The sequence below is a fragment of the Lactobacillus intestinalis genome (assembly GCF_024397795.1).
In the GTDB taxonomy this organism is placed as follows: Bacteria; Bacillota; Bacilli; order Lactobacillales; family Lactobacillaceae; genus Lactobacillus; species Lactobacillus intestinalis.
The window spans coordinates 1,075,945-1,094,182 of record NZ_CP072983.1 but is presented as its reverse complement, the minus strand read 5'-3'; the positions used below and the strand labels follow the sequence as shown (position 1 = coordinate 1,094,182).

Sequence of the window (18,238 nt, the reverse complement as noted above, 5' to 3'; positions counted from 1 at the left end):
CACAAATAAGTTCAACATTCGTGCATCTTAATTTCCATTTTCGCCCGTTGCAGCGTGGGTTACTCGTTCACTCGATAGCGTATTAAGATGTTGACGTTCTTGTCACTTATTGCTGCAAATATTTTACACGAATTCAATTATATAAAGGTATTGATAATAAATCAAGAAAAAAGGCGGGTTTTATCCCGCTTTTTTAGTTGGTCTGGTATAATTATTGTAGTTTTGGAGGGTAGTACATGTCATCAATTGAAACTCTAATCGTTATAGCAGTAATTATTGTAGTTATACTTGTTGTGGCATTTATGCTAATTACCAATCGACGTCAGCTTAAAGAAATCGAAGCTATTGATAAATTGGTAAATAAAATTGAAAAAATGCATCTTGAACGCGACATTGATCGCTTAGATAAGATGGATTTGGCTGGGGAAAGTCTAACTACTTTAAATACTTGGCGAAAAAGTTACCAAGAAGCTTCAACTGCTAAAATCCCTGAAGTTCAACATTTAGTAGAAGAAGCTGCAGATCAAAATAGTAATTATCATTTATTTAAAGCGCGTAAAAATATTAAACAAGCTCGTGAAATCATCAAGCCAACTTTTGAAGATGCTCGTAATACCAAGGCTGTTTTTACGGAATTGCTTGAATCTAACCGAGAAAACCAAGTGCAATATGAATCTTTGATCAAAACCTATCGTGAAATTCGAAAGATGGTTTTGGCCGATTCATTTGATTATGGGGTAGCACTTGAGCAACTTGAAAATGAACTGGCAGCAATGGATAGCGATTTTGATGAAGCTAAGAATCTCTCTTCTCAAGGAGATCATGTGGAAGCTAAGCGTGTCTTATCTAAGATTCGAATGGATTTGAGTAATTTACAAGAAGAATTGCCAAAAATCCGTGAAGGTCACCATCAAATTGAGTCAACTTTCCAAGATCAATTGCGTGAACTTTCTACTACATATAAGAACATGCTCTCTGAGAAATACTACATTACTGAAGTAAATATTTTAGAAGAGATTAAAAAGATTCATACTGAAATTGATAAAGCTAGAGATTTACTGGCTGATCTTAAGATGAATGAACTTGCTGAACAAAATAAAAAAATCTCCAATCAAATCGATGCTCTTTACTCAGTTCTTGCTAAGGAATACAAGGCACGTCCATTTGTTGAAGAAAATCAAAGCAAGATGTTTACGCTTATTTCTCACCAGCAGAGTGCTTCTAAGAAGTTAGTTGAAAAACTCAAGCATATCGATGAAAGTTATGAATTGACTCATGGTGAACTTGATGAAAGTAAGCATTTAGAACAAGAAGTTAATGATATGAGTCGGCAATATACAGTTCAAACTCAAAATATTGCTGATGGAAAGGGTGTTTACTCTCAAATTCAAGATTCATGGCTCCGGATGCTCGATCGTTTGCGTGAAATTGATGAAGAACAAAAGAAAATGTCTCAAGATGTAGATGGCTTATACGATTCTGAAAATGTCGCTAACGATTCTATTAATCACTTTAAGCAAGAAGTTTCATTAGTTTATCGTCGGCTTCAAAGACGGAATTTACCAGGCAATCCTGATTCATTTGTGCAAATGTACACGCTTGTTGTTAATGAAATAGGCCATGTAAGTGAAGAACTAAGTCGCGTACGAATTAATATGGAAAGAATCTCTGATGAATTGATTCAAATTTCCGACGATGTTGAACGTTTAAAGCGTGAAGCAGATGATATCATTAATTCCGCAAACTTGGTTGAATTAACTTTGCAATATTCAAATAAGTATTCTTCAAATGAAGCGATTAAACGTGCACAACAAAAGGCTTTAAGATTATACCAAAACGATTATAATTATAAGGAAGCCTTGGATACAATTGCGACTGCCATTGAAAAAGTAGAGCCTGGTGCCTACCAACGACTTGAAAATTCCTACTATTCTGAACAGAAGCAAAAAGAAGCATAGGAAATAATTGCAAGTCTAATGAAATTAGGTTACAATTTGTAAGTTAATAAACGGTCATAATAATTGACCGTTTTTTTGAAAGGAAAATAACGGGTAATTATCGTGATATATTTTGACAATAGTGCAACGACAAAAATTGATCCATCAGTTTTAGAAACTTATAACAAGGTTACAGAGGATATTTGGGGAAATCCTTCTAGTTTGCATAAATTAGGAGATCGTGCCCATCAGTTGTTAGAAGCTTCCCGCAAGCAAATTGCCGATTTGTTAAATGTGAAGCAACATGAGATCTTCTTTACTTCTGGCGGAACTGAGTCTAACAATGCTGCCATAAAGGGAACCGCCATCCAAAAGCGCGAATTCGGTAAGCATATCATTACTTCTAGCGTTGAACATGCGTCAGTAGCTAACAGTTTCAATAGCTTGGAAAATTTAGGCTATCGTGTGACTCGCTTGCCTGTTGATAAGGAAGGCCGCGTAAATGTTAATGATTTAAGAAATGCGATTGATTCTGATACCACCCTTGTTTCAATCATGGGTGTTAATAACGAAATCGGTACGATTCAACCCATTGACGAAATCAGCGATTTGCTTGAAAATTATCCTACGATTCAATTCCACGTGGATAATGTGCAAGCTCTAGGTAAAAATATCTGGGACCAAGTCTTTACGCCAAGAGTTGATCTGTCTAGTTTTTCAGCGCATAAATTCCACGCTCCTCGCGGAATTGGCATTCTTTACAAAAAAGAGGGTAAAATGCTCAGTCCGCTTCATGATGGTGGGGGCCAAGAAAAGGGTCTTCGTTCTGGAACAGAAAACTTGCCTGCCATTGCAGCAATGGCTAAGGCGGTCAGATTGCTGCTTGATAATGAAGAAGAAAAAGCAGGACGCGAAGAAGCAATTAAGGAAAAGATTATCAATTACTTGCAAGATAAGCCAGGAATTGACATCTTTTCACCAGCGCAAAAGAACTTTGCGCCTCATATTCTTTGTTTCTCACTTGAAGGAATTCGTGGTGAAACCTTGGTCCACACTCTTGAAGATCAAGATATCTTTGTATCAACTACTTCAGCATGTGCTTCTAAGACTGCCGATGAAGCAAGTACTTTGGCAGCTATGCGAGTAGATGATAAAATTGCTACAAGTGCAATTCGCTTGAGTTTTGACGAAAGTAATACACTTGAAGAAGCAGATCAATTTATTGCTAGTTTTGACAAGATTTATAAACATTTTGCTAAAATTAATCACTTGGGAGAAGATTAAATGGTTAAATATACAGAAGTTATGGTTCGTTATGGCGAACTTTCAACTAAGGGTAAGAATAGAAAGGACTTTATTGGTCGCTTGGCTGGTAATGTAACTAAGGTTCTTAAGGATTTCCCAGAAGTTGAAATCCACCCTTGTCATGACAGAATGCACATTGTGTTGAATGGGGCACCTTTTGAAGAAATCGATAAGCGATTGAAGAAGGTATTTGGGATTCAAACCTATTCCCCAGCAATTAAAGTTAATAAGACACTTGAAGATATCGAAAAGACTTCCCTTGCTTTGATGCAAGAAACTTTTGAAAAGGGAATGACTTTCAAGGTAAACACTAAGCGTAGTGATCACCAATTTGAATATGATACTAACCAATTAAACCGTATGGTTGGTGACTACTTGTTTGACAATATGGATGATCTTGAAGCTGAAATGAAGCATCCAGACTTGGTTCTTAGAATTGAAGTGCGCCAAGACGCAGTATATATTTCAAACCAATTGCTTCATGGTGTTGGAGGAATGCCTGTTGGTACTGCAGGTAAAGCTGTGATGATGCTTTCAGGTGGTATCGATTCCCCAGTTGCTTCATACCTTGCATTGAAGCGTGGAGTGGATATTGAAATGGTTCACTTCTTTAGTCCTCCTTACACTACTGAAAAGGCACTAGCTAAGGCTAAGGAATTGACCGGAATTTTGGCAAATTACGCCGGTAAGATCAATTTTATTGCGGTTCCATTTGCGGAAATTCAAGAAACTATCAAGGAAAAATTGCCTGAAGGCTACTTGATGACTGTTCAACGTCGTTTCATGCTCCAACTTGCAGATCGCATTCGTGCAAAGCGTGGCGGTTTGGCAATTTTCAATGGTGAATCTGTTGGTCAAGTTGCTTCTCAAACTTTGGAATCAATGGTTGCCATCAATGATGTCACTACTACGCCAGTGATTCGTCCAGTGGCAACAATGGATAAGACTGAAATTATCAAGCTTGCTGAAGAAATCGGTACTTTTGATCTTTCAATCGAACCATTCGAAGACTGCTGTACAATCTTTGCGCCACCTCGTCCAAAGACTAAGCCAAAGCTTGACAAGGCACGTGAATATGAAGCTCGTCTTGATGTTGAAGGCTTGATTCAAAGAGCGATGGATGGTATTGAAGTAATGCCAATTTATCCAAACCAAAAGTTCTTGGATGATAAGGCTCAAGAAGATTCAGACTTGTTGTAAAAATAAAGCATTCTGTAGCTATTTGCTATGGGATGCTTTTTTCGGTTGGGCAATGATAAAATTGATTAGGTAAAAACAGATGAGGATTAGATAGGAAAAGTTAATGAGAATCGATAAATATTTAGCAAATATGAATGTGGGCTCGAGAAAAGAAGTTCACAAGTTGATTAAGGATGGCTTGGTTACGGTAAATGGCGACGTAGTAAAAACGCCAAAACAAAAAGTTGAGGATCATGATGAAGTGATGGTTGGAGATGAAGAAATTAAGTATCAGCAATACCATTACTTTTTGATGAATAAGCCTAAAGGAGTTCTTTCGGCAACTGAAGATCGCAGTCAACGAACTGTGATTTCATTGCTTGAACCTCAAGATCGCTATCAAGGCATTACGCCCGTAGGTCGACTTGATAAAGATACAACAGGATTGCTTCTGTTAACTAATGATGGGCAATTGAATCATGCCCTTCTTGCACCGAATAAGCACGTTGATAAAGTGTATTGGGCCAAGATCGCTGGAGTTGCTGATGAAAGTACTGTTGAGAAATTCGCTAAGGGAATGACTTTGGGCGATGGCACTGAATTAAAACCAGCTCAGCTCAAGATCTTGAAGCAAGATAGAGAAAATGATAGTTCAGAAATTAAAATTACTATTAGTGAGGGCAAGTATCATCAAATTAAGAGAATGTTTGGTGCTGAAGGGATGAAAGTCGTTGAACTTGAGCGCCTTCAGATGGGAAAGATGACTTTGGGAGATTTAGAACAAGGCGAGTATCGTGAATTAAGCCCTGAAGAAGTTGAAAATATTAGATAAAATGGTGATACAATTAATTTATTATAAGGAGGGGAGGTCTCTAGAATGGAAAACTCATCAAGTACAATGTTTGGGGTTCTTTTTTAATAAATAATTTATCAAAATATAGAAAAATACGTCTAAGGTAGCTCTTAGGCGTATTTTTGTGCAAATAATCAGAAAAATCTTCGATGTAGAAGATTTTAGGACTTTTTTCTTACGCTTAAATAACATGAAGGTGGAAAGTGTGGGAAAAAGAATGACAACAATAGGAAGGCAATTACGAAAGTTCAGAATGCTATTAGGTCTTTCACAAACTGAAATGGCAGCTGGCATTGTGACGGACTCTTTTTATTCTAAAGTTGAAAGAGATATCAGTGAGATTTCAATTGATAAACTCATAGAAATTTTGAATATCCATCACATCTCTCTTTTTGACTTTTTTGAAATATTTGATGTAGAAAACTTGTCTAATTTGAAACGACAACAAGAAATTTACTCTGCTTATGACAATCGAAATATTAAGCAATTAAAAGAATTTGCAAAATTAGTTAAAGATAACGATGATTTCTTATATTTAAAAATAAGATTAATGATTGCAGCCCTTGAGAGAAGCGTTAATAAACTATCATTAACGTTTAGAAAAAAAGTAAGCAATAGTTGTTTTGATATTAGTATCTGTAATTTATACAATTTTTGGAATTTAGCAATTCTAGCGCCTTTAATTGAGTTTGATAAATTAAATAAATGGATTGAGATAATTGAAGAGAATATTGAGATTATGAATGTTGAAGATGATGATTGCTACCTATCTTTATTGAATTTATTGATTAACTATCTCGATCGTACTTACCAAATTCAATATAAAGATGGAATAAATAAAGTTATCAGTATTCTTGATTTTACGCCTGATAATTTGAATGTAATGTTTCATCACATAATAATTCAATATTATGTAGCTTTATTAAGTCAAGATTGGTCGGTTGCTAAGGAAATAATTGAATTATTGAAAATGACGGGATATCAAAAGTACGTTAATACTTTACCCAAAATTGTTTAACTGGTGATTATGATTGGAGAACATTTAAAAGATGTACGTAAATCTTTAGGCTTAACTCAAGCTCAAATGGCAGGAAAAGCTATTAACAGGTCCTTTTATTCTCGTATTGAAAATGGCCAGAGTACAGTTACAGTAAAAGATTTGATGAAGATTGTATATAGCCATAATTTATCGATGATTAGATTCCTACAAGAGTTTGGTGAAACAGAAGAAAAAATAAGTAGCTATCAAGATAAAATTACTCTGGCTTATTTAGATAGAAATATTGAGGAACTCAAAGCTTTATACATTAAAAAGAAATTTAAAGATGTAAGAATCAATCAACTTCTAGAATATTTGATTGCTAAAATTGAAGGGCATGCTGATAATTATGAAATTAAAAAATTAGGATGGAATTTCTTAAAAAAGGGAGAACTGAATGAGGAAACTTTATGGTTGATATTTCATGTAATGGATTCTTATAAATTTGCTGACTTAGAAGGATTAGTAAAAGCAATCTTCAATAAATATAATTCTAAAGATGTTAATAATAGAATGATTCATTTAATAGCAAGAATTGCCGTTAAATATTTGAATATTTGTTTTAAAGAAAAAGTAAGTTATGAAATCAAAAAGACTATAGAGTTTTTACAACAATTACCTGATTCTACTGAATTTGGATTATATAAAATAGCTGGAATTTATTATGAGAAGCGGTTTAATCATGAGGAAGAAGAATTAAAACAAATTATTAGTCTTTTTGATAAAGAAAATGCACGTAATTATTTAGAAATGAATTAATAATGTGCAAATATGACGAAAACATTGAAAGAATTTGCTTTTGATTAATAATAAATAAGCAGAACTGATGCTGTAAAAATTAAATTTGGCAAATATTATTCTGAATTTAATAAAAAAGGGGAGTAAGTATGAATAATATTAAATTACCAAATAAGTTAAGCTTGTCACAATTTACGGGATTACCTAAATTCGAAGGGACAGAAGATGGTAATACAGAAAGATCAATACTTAATGATGCACAAAATAATTATCAAGCTGGTTTAAAGCGTTGCAAAATTCTAAAGTGGATTTGTTTCGTTGTGGGATTTTACGTATGTTTTGGTACGAGTGCTTGGTACCTCGGGGTATTAATTATGGCTGTCGGCTTTTTCGGTTTTACTCAATCGGGAGTTTTAGCCAAAAAATATAAAGAAGAATTATTAGTCGCCATTGGCCGATATAATCGTTATCTAGATAAGCTGGCTCAATATGCTGCTAATAACATATTTTCTGAAAATTATAGATGGGTCAAGTTCGGAAACAAGTATATGTTGTATGGACGAGAAGGGTTAGTACACGTAGATACGGATCAAGATCTTCTTGTAGCCTATAATAAACGAGCTATAAAAGATGTAACAAAAGAACGCGTACATACAGGCTCACATACTACAAGTAATACAACCGGAGTAGGAGTAGCTACCTCCAGAAGCAATACTCAAACTAAAGGGATCTACTATTCCTATCTTGATAAGTTTCAAAGTCAATCAAAAACTAGTGGGCTCGGAATTGGGGTATCTAAAGCTAGAACTGATTCTGATACTACTGAATACTATGAATGGCATTTTGATGTTTTAACTGACTATATCAATTATCCAAAAGTCTCATTGATTATAGGAGACAATAAGAATAATGAAAGTATTGTCAATGAAATGTACGGGATTTTGAAACCATAAGGAAGTTAGGTATGAATAAGAAGGGAAATTATATTGCTGCTGGAGTAGTAATTGTACTGCTACTTACTCTGGGAATCTCTATCCATTCTTATAATTCTCAAAGAATGGAAGGATCATATACAGCAAAAATAAACATGTTTTTCTTTACTGAGAAAGATAATATAACATTTTCAAAAGATAAAACATTTATTGAAGGCTCAACAGATTTGAAAAAATCTGAAAGAAACAAAGGCACTTATGAAATTTCTGGCAATAAGCTTAATTTGAAATGGAATAAAGGTGGCTATAAAGCAAAGTGTATTTTGTCAAAAAATAGAAAATCTTTTTACATTAAATCCGCCAATGGTGCGCTTAGTGCAGCACAAGGGATTAAATTTAAAAAGGATAATGAATAAGGAGAAAATGGAATGATTAAAGTTAACAAATTGCTTTTAGGAGTTGCTTGTGCAGGGATGTTAGGAATTGGAGCTCAAGGGTTTGCTAGTTCTAGTCAATCAGTTCAAGCAGCAAGTTGGCACAAGGGAACACCTAAATCTATTAGAGGAAAATACAAGACTCACCATTTTGGCGCAGATTTAGTATCAATTATTGATATTAATAAGAAGTCTTTACGTGCATGGCAGTCAGGGATGCCACCTCAAGAAGGATCTAATGTGAGATATAAGCGTCTTGGAAAAAATAAGTATCTCTTTATGTACGATACAAAAAGAATAGGAATATACAGAGGAGAAAAAAACGCTAAGCTTACTTTTCAAAAAGTAGGAAAGAAATATAAAAGTTCATTTGCTAGTCAGTGGTATTACAAATATTAATTAGTGGGGAGAAGAACAATGAAATTAAAAAACATTATAGCTATTAGTGCAACCAGTGTAGCTCTTAGCGGAGCTGCTCTTGTCAGTCCCCAAATTCAAAATCAAAACTTGATGCAAGCAACCACTGTTGAAGCTGCCAAGTTAACTCAAGGTCAAGTAAATACCCAAAAAGCCGATGCTCAAGTTATGAAGGCTGTTAAGGCTAAAGTAAATCATAAGAGTAAAAGAACAATTAATAAGTACGTTAAAAATGCCACTCTTGCAGTTAATAGAATTAAGAATAAGACGAGCGAACCAGTAAGTGTTGGTCAAACAAAAACGGCTCTTGTTAAGATTTTAAATACTGTAAATCATCCGGATAGCAAGCATTTAAACGCATCAAAAACGGCAATTAATAAGATTTCAAGCAAGTCTACAAGAAATAGTATGAATAAACGTTACTTGTCACAATTGAACAAGTTCGTCAAAGTAAGTAAGGCTAAAACGGCTAAGGTAAATACAACTTCTAGCGTAAAAACTGCTAAGACATATACTAACAATCCATTAGATCGACCAGTAACGGATGAAAAAGATCGATTAACAATAGAAGCATCTAATCTTGCATATAGTGATAAACATAAATCTGATGAAATAAGCAATAAATTAAGTAACTATACAGGATCATATATTTCAGACATTGTAAATGGTAAATATTCATGGAATGATATTCCTGGAAATAATAATATTGAAAAGATTTATAAATTAGCAAATCATATAGGATTAAAATTATCATATGTTAACTACTACCCAAGCGAAAAGCAACTTGATCAATTAGCTAAAAAACAATTTACAACTAAAAAACAAAAAATTTGGTCAAAAGTATATAAAAAATATGCGCCATATACATGGGCTGATGTAATCATTAGTAACAATGCACACACAGCAAAAGAAGAATGGCCAAGTGATAATTTTCTTTCAGGTTTAGATAATACAAAGAAAGCAAAATCAGAATATCAACGATTAGCTTGGACAAAATATCAAAAGCAACAAGCCGCAAAAGAAAAAGCATTTCGTCAAGAACGAGATAAGGAATGGAAAGCGCAACATGAAGCTCAATAATGATTTAGGAGGATAGATTAGAATGGATATAAAAAGAACGATTGAACTTATAGTAACAAGTAATTTATCTGCTAAAGAACTTGAATTAACTACTCCACAAGAAAAAGTGCTTCTAGAGGAATTAAGAAAGCTTACCGATGAAGAAAGAAGAAAAAGAATTGGAGAATTAGATTTAAATACTGCTTTAAGATTGCTGGAATGCTTGGAAGTGGTGGCTGAAAATGAAGATTTTAAAGCTTTTGTGGATTATTGTAATAAGTTACTGGACGAAAGTGAAAAAGATAAGTTTATAATTCGAATCGGAGATAGTGCAAAAGGGTGGCAATATTGTAGCGTGAAGAAACATAGACCCGAAACAGGTACTTTTGATTTTAAAGATTTTAAAGTCCCAGTTTTAATAGCTCTTCACACATTAGACACAAACTATATTCCACATTTTTATAATAAAATGTAATAGTTGGGTATTAAGCTAGGAAGAATAAATTATGAATTTGAAAAAAGTAATAAAAGTTAGTGTAATTGGAATTGCTTTTAGTAATATTTGCGTATTTGATAATCAAATTAAGGGTTTAACCTCATCTCATGCCGTTGAAGCGGCTACTATTTCAAAAACTAAAAAAACTAGTACAAAAGTTTATAATAACAATCCTTTAAAGCGCCCTGTAGATCCTGAAACGAAGGCATATGTTAAGTATCTTAACAATGATAAAATAAAGATTATAGATGGAAAAGTAAATGGTAAGAAGTTAGTTCAGGGTCAATACATGAAGGATTTAGATAATCATAAATACTCATGGTCTGACATTCCGGGTAAAAATAATATTGCTAAAATTTATAAATTAGCTAAACATGTAGGTTTAAAGTTGTCACCACATAACCATTATTATCCAAGTGAAAAACAACTTGATAAGTTAGCTAAGAAAACGTGGACTTCTAGAAAAGAAAAAATTTGGTCTAGAATTTATAAAAAATATGCTCCATATTTATGGGCTGAAAGAACCATTGGATGCTATGACGAGTATGTAAAAGGTAATATGAATGGTGGATTAGACGACTGGAATTCATATTTTAAGCAAGATATCGAAAGTGGCGTAACTTTAGGTTCAGAAGAATCATTTCCAATAGGTGGTTTAGATAATAGAAAAAAAGCTGATGCAGAATACCGTAAACTTGCATGGACAAAGTATCAAAAAGCGGTAGCTGCAAGAGAAAAAAAGCACGAGAAAAAGAAAAGTATCATTTGGTTTATGTTACTCCTCAAGGAGAAGTAGATGTTTCAAAACAGTTTGAAAAAATGATCAAGTCAGGAGTAAGCCGAAAAGATGCTGAAAAGCATTTTGATGATATGTATAGCTATACTGCAGAAGATTATGAAAAATAATTATTTAAAAAGACGCCTTATGGTGTCTTTTTCTATTTAGAAACAGTAGAACAATATTTTGACCACTTAAGCCGTTTTCTCATTTATATTCGTGTAAAATAGAATAAAGAAGAAATTTAAAATTAAAGAGGCGTTAAGGATGACAATTGGAAAGGCGTTGAAGCAGTTAAGATTACATGCTGGTCTTACACAAGATCAAATGGCGGCAGGAATAATATCTGAATCATATTATTCTAAAGTAGAACGAGATATTCATAACATTGATGCTAAATTGTTGATTGATATTTTAAGAGTACATGGATTTGACGTGATTAGTTTTTTTAACAAAATATATCATCAACCCGCAAAGTCAAATCCCGATTTTGAATTTATGACTCAAATTGATCAAGCTAAGAAGAAAAAAGACTTAGAAGGACTTAATAAAATAACACATGAAATTCAAAATCGGGGGGGTACAAACCCTCTTTTTATATACAAGTACGACTGGAATTAGCCTACGCATGGATCACTCATTCCAATAATCATATCTCTCCTTATCTTAAAAGAAAAGTAAAGTCTGTCATTGTAGACCAAAACTGGAATGAACAAGCATATTATTTTTTAAGTCAAACGGTGATCTTTTTTGATATTGATGAAACTTATCATTTAGTAGATTCAGCCTTTCATGCATATGAAAAAAATCCCGAAAAAGACACTTTCACTTTACAATTTGTGGCATTGATCGCAGTCAACTTTTTAAATTGTTGTTACCATCAAAAGGGACGAAGAGAATATGTAAAGAGAGCCGTTGATTTTTTACGCGAGCTTCCTATTGATAATGCTCTTGGATTAGCTAGTATATTAGGTACTTATTATGAAGCCCTCTTTAATGAAGATTATAAAATGACCGAAACTATAGCTGAAATTTTAAAGAGAAGTGGCTATTTATCTATGATTGAAGATACTTTGGAGTCAAATCAAAATAATATGTGCAAATAAGACGAAAAAGGGACTTTTGGGAAAATTAAGTGTAGGATAATGGAGAAAATAAAAAAGAGAGAGTATTTATGAAGAAATCATTTAAAGCTGGGATGATTGCTGCAGCCTTGTTTGCAATTGCACCAATGGGAGTAAGTATGGTTAACAGTTCAACTATTGTACATGCTGATAAGGTAGTTCCAGGTCGAGGAAAGAAGTATACTTTTCCAAAGAGTTGGCGTGGAACTTGGTATGCTAATAATTCAAAGGCTCGCCATAAGAAGGTTGTTTTTGGAGTTCATACTTTTAATGGAAAAACTGTCTATCATCAAATAGACGAAAATGCTACAGCTGAGCAAAATTCACAAAAGGGATATGATCGTTTAACGAAGATAACCAAAAATATGTTAATCGGGGATTACAGTCTTCTTGAAGATGGTAAATATGTTACTCTTCATTGATTTCTCCTTCTAGGCTGATTAAGTAAGGATACCCCGGATTTTAATCCGAGGAGGAATTGCACTTTCAGCCTTTTTATATTTTGTCTTTTTCTCCTCTAATTTCTATGATATAATCACTTTCAAACGCTTGTTTGGAGGTGAATAATTTGGATCAGGCAGTAACGATTAAAGCCAAGCTTCTTAATATTGATGATCAGACTGAACACGCTTTTATAAAGACCATGACTGCATACAGAGATGCTTGCAATTTCGTCTCGCAGTATGTTTTTGACCATGATTTTGAGTTTCGATTTTCTCAGCTAAATCAAGCCCTTTATCATGATTTGAGAGACCTGTTTGGGCTCAAAAGTCAAATGGCTCAATCGGTTATCAGAAATGTTGTTGCCCGCTATAAAACAATCAAAACCCAATTGAAGCAAACACCGTTTCGCTATAATACTGGGGAAAAAGATGCGCAGGGCCATGCTATCTGGTCGCAGATTCCGCGTGATCTCACTTGGCTTTGGCGTCCAGTTAAGTTTAAGCGTCTTCAGCTTGATCTTCAGCGCAATCGCGACTGGTCTTATTTAAATACAAGCAGCCAGCTTTCTTTGAATACCTTAATGGGGAGAAAGAAAGTTGATTTTGTCTGCAAAAATTTCGATCAGTATCTTGATGCTAGCCGTTGGAAGTTTGGCTCAATTAAGCTGCTTCAGTTCAAAAATAATTGGTATATCCACCTTAGTGCGACCACGTCCTTTTCTGAATATGAATTAAAGCAAACCCAGCACATCGTTGGGATTGATCGCGGCCTGCGCTTTTTGGCTGCCTGCTATGACGAACAGGGCCAGACTCTGCTTTGCAGCGGACAAAAAGTATTGTGCACCAGGCGCAAATATAAGAAACTCCGTGCTCAGCTTCAAGCCAAAGGCACTAAGTCTGCCAAGCGAAGACTTAAAAAGATCGGTCAGCGAGAGAACCGTTTTATGAGCGATGTTAATCATCGTCTCACCAAGACACTCGTTAACCATTACGGTCCTAATACTATCTTTGCTTTAGAAGATTTAGTCAACGTCCGCTTTGTGACTGAGAAAGCTGCCAAAAAGCGTCGCTATGAAATGGTTTCTTGGACTTTTTACCAGTTTGAGCAGTTTTTAGCTTACAAGGCTAATTTGAATTCTTCAACTGTTGTTAAAGTTTCTCCAAGATTTACCAGCCAGCGCTGTCCTAAGTGCGGAAGGATCCGCAAGGAGAACCGGAATCATGAGCTGCATCTCTACATTTGTGATAAGTGTGGCTACAAATCCAATGACGATCGCTTAGCCGCCATGAATATCCAGTTCTTGGGCGAACAGTACCATAAAGGTGTTAAAATACCTAAATTTACTAAATTAAGATCTGCCGAGTAAACTTGGCAGGTAAACGGGTATCGTCAACTACCCGACGATGCAGCCTCGGAGGCGGAAGTCGCAAGACGCTATAACCGCTATCTAGTAAAAATAGATGAGAGCTGCAAACCCTAGAATTTATTCTAGGGTAGTTGATCCATGGCATTGGAATTACACACCAAAGTGGGATTTGTTCCAACCTCGCACTATGAAAATTAAGGGCAAAAAAGTAATGTACCTTAAAACTCCTGGGAATAAAGCAGAAAATACTAAATACTTCAAATCCAAGAGATTGGCCAAAAAATACTAATTACAATTAAGCAGCTTAGAAATCTAAGTTGCTTTTTGTTTAGGCTAAATTTCTTACATGCTATACTGAAGAAAAAGCGCTTTACTAGAAAGAGGGGAGTGAAATGGACACTGCCGAAGCACTAGCACGATTGAAGTTTTTAGTGAGACATGATAATTTTCAACTTGTTAATAGAAAGAAGAAAATGGCTATTCCAATTTCAATCCCTGTAGTGAAAGAGGTCGTCAAACAATTATCAATTCGCGATTTTGTTAAGCATGAACCCAATCGCAATAATCCCATGCAGTTCGTTTGGGTTTTCAAAACTATTGATGGGCATGTATACTACATTAAGTTTGTATTTATCAACCATTTTCATAAAGTAGTGTTTATCAGTTTTCATATTAATTATTACTAAAGGATATTATTATGGCTTATCAAAAGAACTTTACAACAACTTATATCATTAATGGACGAGAATACCGCATAACAGCGCCTGCTTTATTTGATAATGAAACCCATGAAATTTTGGCTGATCTTGAATTAGATGACCGCGCTGCCGAAATGGCCCGCAGTCAATATCGCATTGATATGGGATTGCTTACTCCCCAGAAAATAAAAGATTATCGAACAAAGATAGGACTTACTCAGGAAGAATTGGGTGAATTGACTAAGTTGAATCCGCAGTTGATTGCAATTTATGAAGCTGGGGAGTTTCCAAGCAAGAAGGATAATCAGGTTTTAGCTTCTTTAATTAAAAGTGACCATGTGCTTCTTCAATTGATTAATGATTCTAAGACACATTTTTCTCCTCAATTAATTGCTAAGGTGAATGCTTATTTAAATCATACTCAAGTGAAAAAAGTGTCTCAAAAGCCCGAATTTACCGTAAACCAGCTTGCAAATTGGTTAGAAGTAGAAAGCTATTTTATCGATGAGATTTTAACAAGATTCGAGTTGATTACTATGCTAGATTTAGCCTATGAAACATACTTGGAAACTACCGGAAATGAGCTTTTTACCCCACACATCATTGATTTGCAAGGAGAAGATTATCAAGATCAAAAGCCTAATTTAGCAGCGATGAACAACTATAATTTAGTCTCTACCAATGAAAAAATAGTTGATCTTTTAAGTCAAATTCTGCGTGATTTTGACAAGTAGAACTTCTCAAAAAGTTGTATTTTTGACTGAAAAAGTTGGCGAAATATTATAAAATAGATGTAGAAACACAGAGTCTAATTATGAGGGGATGTTGAGAATGAAAAAGACTATTAAGCTCGGTGGAGTGGCTTTTGCAGCAATGTTAGCCTTAGCACCTGTTGTCTCAAGTAATGTTGTACAAGCTGATACCTCAAAACCTGCAGTTCAAGCAACTAAGAGAAACAAAATGAAGACTAAATGCGCTCCACGTTTGATCTTTGTTTATGATAAAGATGGTAATTTCGCTGTAAGCAATTATCGTTACGTATACTTTAAAAAGGGTAAGAATATTCAATTGTGGAATAACGCTAAGATCATCAAGATCAACGGTGAAAAGTATTACCAAATTGGCGATAACCAATACGTAAAGGTTTCTTCTTTAAAGAAAATGCGTAAACACCACAAGGTGAATAGGAACAGCGTTAAGAATCCAGCTTGGAACAAAAAGCTTGGCATTGATGAGTAAAAATTAAGACACTGGGAAGCATGTCCCGGTGTTTTTTCGTGAGGATAGATATGAAAGTAAAAAAGTTGGGCTTGCTATTTTTAGCGTTGCCGTTTTTGTTTGGTTTTACCAATATTGCCCACCGGGGAGATAATGAATTGGGCAAGTATGCCGAGCATAGTTTTGAAGCTTATGATCATGCTGCTGTTGAAGGAGCAAATTATCTCGAACTTGACTTACAAGAGACTAAAGATGGGGTGTTAGTTGTGAGTCATGATGATAATTTAAGTCGCGTGTTTGGCGTAGATAAATCGATCCCTAGGTCTAAATATGCGGATTTAATTGATTACCACAATCAAAGTGGCGAGCCAATCCATAGTTTGAAGGAAATCTTCCAGAGATATCAAGCAGATCCTAGCTTGAAATTTATGATTGAAACGCGCGTCAACGATGGAACGAGCATGGAAAAGCCCCTAGTAGACTTGATTAAACAATATCATTTGAATAATCGTGTTTTGCTTGAGTCATTTTCTTTAGATTCGCTCAAAAAACTAGCTAAACTTGCGCCTGATATTCCGCGAACTCAGCTTGGTGGTGATTACCGTGAAATCGGCGATAACCAATATTATGCCAGTGGCCTTTATAGTCATGAAGCTGCTAATTATTTAAAAGATCATGGTAAGAAGTACCTTTTGTGGGGCGTTAACAGTGATCGTGCGATGAAATTTTATCAAGCAAATCATCACGTAGATGGAATTTTGACCGATTATCCGAATCGTTTGGCAAAAGTTGATCCTCAAAATCAGTGGGGGACAGTTTTTAATAATAGAAACTTTGCGCCGAAGAAGATTCAAGGGCAACTTTATGTGAAAAGCTTTGAAAATTGTCCTGTGAGTGTGTATAAGGGATATGGCGAACGCCGTCAATATTCCGGTGTGCGTTTGCAGGCTGATGCTTTGCGTCAGTTTACCCAGATTGCTTCAGAGAATGGTAATTTGTGGTATTGCTTAGGAGATGATTTATGGATCAACGGCAACTTTGTTAAGTATAATAAGGGAGCTGTTGCGATTGCTCCTCGTGTGCAAAATGGCCTGGTAATGACAGTGAAAACTACGCCGATTTATGGGGATGCGAATTGTGAAGATAATGCGGGACGCCAGCTTCGTGATAACAGTCAGTGGCATTATTTTGCAGTTTATAAAAATGCCGGTCATTCAGCATATAATTTGGGTGGTAATCAATGGATTGAGGCTCAAGATGTGAAGATTGTGAAGTAGAAATGTGATTGAGGGATGCTCGAAAAGGAGCATTCTTTTTTGTTGAGAAAAATCTTCGATATTGCAGATTTTGAGAATTTTGTGCAGGAGCAGATTAATATAAAAGAGTAATTTTTATTAGCTTAATGTTAAAAGATTTTGGAGGATATAATTATATGAAGAAACGTTTAGCTGTTATGGCTGCTTCAGCACTTTTAGCTGTTGCACCAATTGCCACTGTTACTACTAGTATTGCTACTACTCAAACTGTAAGTGCTGCAGAGATGAGTTCTAAGGACTTGATGAAGGATTATTATGATTCTTCAGATACTGAGAATGAATTTTATACCTTAATTAAATTAACTAAAAAGACGCCATACTTAACGGCTTATCCAGGTGAAACTGTAGCTAGTCTATCGAAGAAACGAGTTAAAGACGTAACTTCAAATTATGGACATGTATCTAAACTGACATCAATGAGCGTTTATAATGCCGACGATGAGGGACGTCCGGATTTCGGCCAAGTATTAAAGTGGAAACAATCACTTAAAAGTGGTCATAGTTATGTTGCTGCTTTGAGATTTACTTTGGGAGGTATTCCAAGAAAAGGAAACTATATATACGTTAGTCAAAATCCTTACCTGCCTGAAAGTGAATTGATCACTGATGCATTTGCCTCTGCCCAGGAAGGAGCAGATGATGTTATTCTCCTAGTTCCGGTTCACGTAACTGAAACCAAACCAGCTTCAGCAAGCTTTAGTGCAAAAGGCTACGTGAACACTATCAAGCGTAACAGCAGAGTGAGAACTTATACTTCAACTGGCAGATTTAGCAAGCACTACATTTATGGCCACCACACTTACCGTTTAAACCAAAAGAAGAATATTAACGGCTTGGGTCTTTGCTACAAGATTTACGGCAAGAATCAATGGATTCCAGCAGGTAAGTTAAGTTTGAGATAGATG

General features: G+C 35.1%; 22 protein-coding genes. All 22 read left to right on the top strand.

What is annotated here, in order from left to right:
• Positions 1-236: 236 nt before the first annotated feature.
• Complete coding sequence (ezrA, locus tag KBW87_RS05020; RefSeq protein WP_057810894.1) at positions 237-1,958, top strand: septation ring formation regulator EzrA; 1,722 nt, start codon at positions 237-239, stop codon at positions 1,956-1,958.
• Between the two features lie 102 nt (positions 1,959-2,060).
• Positions 2,061-3,221, top strand: a complete 1,161-nt coding sequence (locus KBW87_RS05015) for a cysteine desulfurase family protein (RefSeq protein ID WP_057810897.1) — start codon at positions 2,061-2,063, stop codon at positions 3,219-3,221.
• Positions 3,222-4,442, top strand: coding sequence for a tRNA uracil 4-sulfurtransferase ThiI (thiI, locus tag KBW87_RS05010; protein WP_057810899.1), 1,221 nt, complete (start codon positions 3,222-3,224; stop codon positions 4,440-4,442). It begins immediately after the preceding gene.
• A gap of 103 nt (positions 4,443-4,545) precedes the next feature.
• Positions 4,546-5,253 carry a pseudouridine synthase gene (locus tag KBW87_RS05005; RefSeq protein ID WP_057810901.1) on the top strand — a complete coding sequence of 236 codons (708 nt, stop codon included), beginning with the start codon at positions 4,546-4,548 and terminating at the stop codon, positions 5,251-5,253.
• A 238-nt stretch (positions 5,254-5,491) separates the two neighbouring features.
• A complete protein-coding gene (locus KBW87_RS05000) occupies positions 5,492-6,292 on the top strand; it encodes a helix-turn-helix domain-containing protein (protein WP_162255603.1) in 801 nt (266 codons plus the stop codon).
• A gap of 9 nt (positions 6,293-6,301) precedes the next feature.
• Positions 6,302-7,072 carry a helix-turn-helix domain-containing protein gene (locus KBW87_RS04995; RefSeq protein WP_057810905.1) on the top strand — a complete coding sequence of 257 codons (771 nt, stop codon included), beginning with the start codon at positions 6,302-6,304 and terminating at the stop codon, positions 7,070-7,072.
• Between the two features lie 128 nt (positions 7,073-7,200).
• On the top strand, positions 7,201-8,004 hold the full coding sequence (locus KBW87_RS04990) for a hypothetical protein (RefSeq protein ID WP_057810907.1): 804 nt from the start codon (positions 7,201-7,203) through the stop codon (positions 8,002-8,004).
• An 11-nt stretch (positions 8,005-8,015) separates the two neighbouring features.
• On the top strand, positions 8,016-8,399 hold the full coding sequence (locus KBW87_RS04985; protein WP_004044778.1) for a lipocalin family protein: 384 nt from the start codon (positions 8,016-8,018) through the stop codon (positions 8,397-8,399).
• Between the two features lie 12 nt (positions 8,400-8,411).
• Complete coding sequence (locus KBW87_RS04980; protein WP_057810909.1) at positions 8,412-8,816, top strand: hypothetical protein; 405 nt, start codon at positions 8,412-8,414, stop codon at positions 8,814-8,816.
• Positions 8,817-8,834: 18 nt separating this feature from the next.
• Positions 8,835-9,914: a hypothetical protein gene (locus KBW87_RS04975; RefSeq protein ID WP_057810911.1), complete on the top strand. Its 1,080-nt coding sequence runs from the start codon at positions 8,835-8,837 to the stop codon at positions 9,912-9,914.
• Positions 9,915-9,936: 22 nt separating this feature from the next.
• On the top strand, positions 9,937-10,368 hold the full coding sequence (locus KBW87_RS04970; protein WP_057810913.1) for a hypothetical protein: 432 nt from the start codon (positions 9,937-9,939) through the stop codon (positions 10,366-10,368).
• 31 nt (positions 10,369-10,399) lie between these two features.
• Entirely contained in the window at positions 10,400-11,185 is a 786-nt protein-coding gene (locus tag KBW87_RS04965) for a hypothetical protein (RefSeq protein ID WP_057810915.1), read from the top strand.
• Positions 11,155-11,295: a hypothetical protein gene (locus tag KBW87_RS04960; RefSeq protein WP_157055153.1), complete on the top strand. Its 141-nt coding sequence runs from the start codon at positions 11,155-11,157 to the stop codon at positions 11,293-11,295. The genes KBW87_RS04965 and KBW87_RS04960 overlap by 31 nt, the downstream gene beginning before the upstream one ends.
• A 139-nt stretch (positions 11,296-11,434) precedes the next feature.
• A complete protein-coding gene (locus KBW87_RS04955; protein ID WP_057810917.1) occupies positions 11,435-11,788 on the top strand; it encodes a helix-turn-helix domain-containing protein in 354 nt (117 codons plus the stop codon).
• Between the two features lie 119 nt (positions 11,789-11,907).
• A complete protein-coding gene (locus KBW87_RS04950) occupies positions 11,908-12,273 on the top strand; it encodes a hypothetical protein (RefSeq protein WP_236695277.1) in 366 nt (121 codons plus the stop codon).
• A gap of 68 nt (positions 12,274-12,341) precedes the next feature.
• Complete coding sequence (locus tag KBW87_RS04945; protein WP_057810920.1) at positions 12,342-12,713, top strand: hypothetical protein; 372 nt, start codon at positions 12,342-12,344, stop codon at positions 12,711-12,713.
• Between the two features lie 146 nt (positions 12,714-12,859).
• Positions 12,860-14,101, top strand: a complete 1,242-nt coding sequence (locus tag KBW87_RS04940) for an RNA-guided endonuclease TnpB family protein (protein ID WP_255807053.1) — start codon at positions 12,860-12,862, stop codon at positions 14,099-14,101.
• Between the two features lie 392 nt (positions 14,102-14,493).
• Complete coding sequence (locus tag KBW87_RS04935; protein WP_057809638.1) at positions 14,494-14,787, top strand: type II toxin-antitoxin system MqsR family toxin; 294 nt, start codon at positions 14,494-14,496, stop codon at positions 14,785-14,787.
• Positions 14,788-14,798: 11 nt separating this feature from the next.
• Positions 14,799-15,533, top strand: coding sequence for a transcriptional regulator (locus KBW87_RS04930; protein WP_057809640.1), 735 nt, complete (start codon positions 14,799-14,801; stop codon positions 15,531-15,533).
• 97 nt (positions 15,534-15,630) lie between these two features.
• Positions 15,631-16,038 carry an SLAP domain-containing protein gene (locus KBW87_RS04925; protein WP_057809642.1) on the top strand — a complete coding sequence of 136 codons (408 nt, stop codon included), beginning with the start codon at positions 15,631-15,633 and terminating at the stop codon, positions 16,036-16,038.
• Positions 16,039-16,088: 50 nt separating this feature from the next.
• Positions 16,089-17,294, top strand: coding sequence for a glycerophosphodiester phosphodiesterase (locus KBW87_RS04920; RefSeq protein ID WP_057809644.1), 1,206 nt, complete (start codon positions 16,089-16,091; stop codon positions 17,292-17,294).
• 155 nt (positions 17,295-17,449) lie between these two features.
• Entirely contained in the window at positions 17,450-18,235 is a 786-nt protein-coding gene (locus KBW87_RS04915) for a hypothetical protein (protein ID WP_057809646.1), read from the top strand.
• Positions 18,236-18,238: the final 3 nt, after the last annotated feature.

Coding starts and splice junctions, on each gene's coding strand:
- ezrA (WP_057810894.1), top strand. CDS start 237: ATGTCATCAATTGAAACTCTAATCGTTATAGCAGTAATTATTGTAGTT.
- thiI (WP_057810899.1), top strand. CDS start 3,222: ATGGTTAAATATACAGAAGTTATGGTTCGTTATGGCGAACTTTCAACT.
- KBW87_RS05005 (WP_057810901.1), top strand. CDS start 4,546: ATGAGAATCGATAAATATTTAGCAAATATGAATGTGGGCTCGAGAAAA.
- KBW87_RS05000 (WP_162255603.1), top strand. CDS start 5,492: ATGACAACAATAGGAAGGCAATTACGAAAGTTCAGAATGCTATTAGGT.
- KBW87_RS04995 (WP_057810905.1), top strand. CDS start 6,302: ATGATTGGAGAACATTTAAAAGATGTACGTAAATCTTTAGGCTTAACT.
- KBW87_RS04990 (WP_057810907.1), top strand. CDS start 7,201: ATGAATAATATTAAATTACCAAATAAGTTAAGCTTGTCACAATTTACG.
- KBW87_RS04985 (WP_004044778.1), top strand. CDS start 8,016: ATGAATAAGAAGGGAAATTATATTGCTGCTGGAGTAGTAATTGTACTG.
- KBW87_RS04980 (WP_057810909.1), top strand. CDS start 8,412: ATGATTAAAGTTAACAAATTGCTTTTAGGAGTTGCTTGTGCAGGGATG.
- KBW87_RS04975 (WP_057810911.1), top strand. CDS start 8,835: ATGAAATTAAAAAACATTATAGCTATTAGTGCAACCAGTGTAGCTCTT.
- KBW87_RS04970 (WP_057810913.1), top strand. CDS start 9,937: ATGGATATAAAAAGAACGATTGAACTTATAGTAACAAGTAATTTATCT.
- KBW87_RS04965 (WP_057810915.1), top strand. CDS start 10,400: ATGAATTTGAAAAAAGTAATAAAAGTTAGTGTAATTGGAATTGCTTTT.
- KBW87_RS04955 (WP_057810917.1), top strand. CDS start 11,435: ATGACAATTGGAAAGGCGTTGAAGCAGTTAAGATTACATGCTGGTCTT.
- KBW87_RS04945 (WP_057810920.1), top strand. CDS start 12,342: ATGAAGAAATCATTTAAAGCTGGGATGATTGCTGCAGCCTTGTTTGCA.
- KBW87_RS04935 (WP_057809638.1), top strand. CDS start 14,494: ATGGACACTGCCGAAGCACTAGCACGATTGAAGTTTTTAGTGAGACAT.
- KBW87_RS04930 (WP_057809640.1), top strand. CDS start 14,799: ATGGCTTATCAAAAGAACTTTACAACAACTTATATCATTAATGGACGA.
- KBW87_RS04925 (WP_057809642.1), top strand. CDS start 15,631: ATGAAAAAGACTATTAAGCTCGGTGGAGTGGCTTTTGCAGCAATGTTA.
- KBW87_RS04920 (WP_057809644.1), top strand. CDS start 16,089: ATGAAAGTAAAAAAGTTGGGCTTGCTATTTTTAGCGTTGCCGTTTTTG.
- KBW87_RS04915 (WP_057809646.1), top strand. CDS start 17,450: ATGAAGAAACGTTTAGCTGTTATGGCTGCTTCAGCACTTTTAGCTGTT.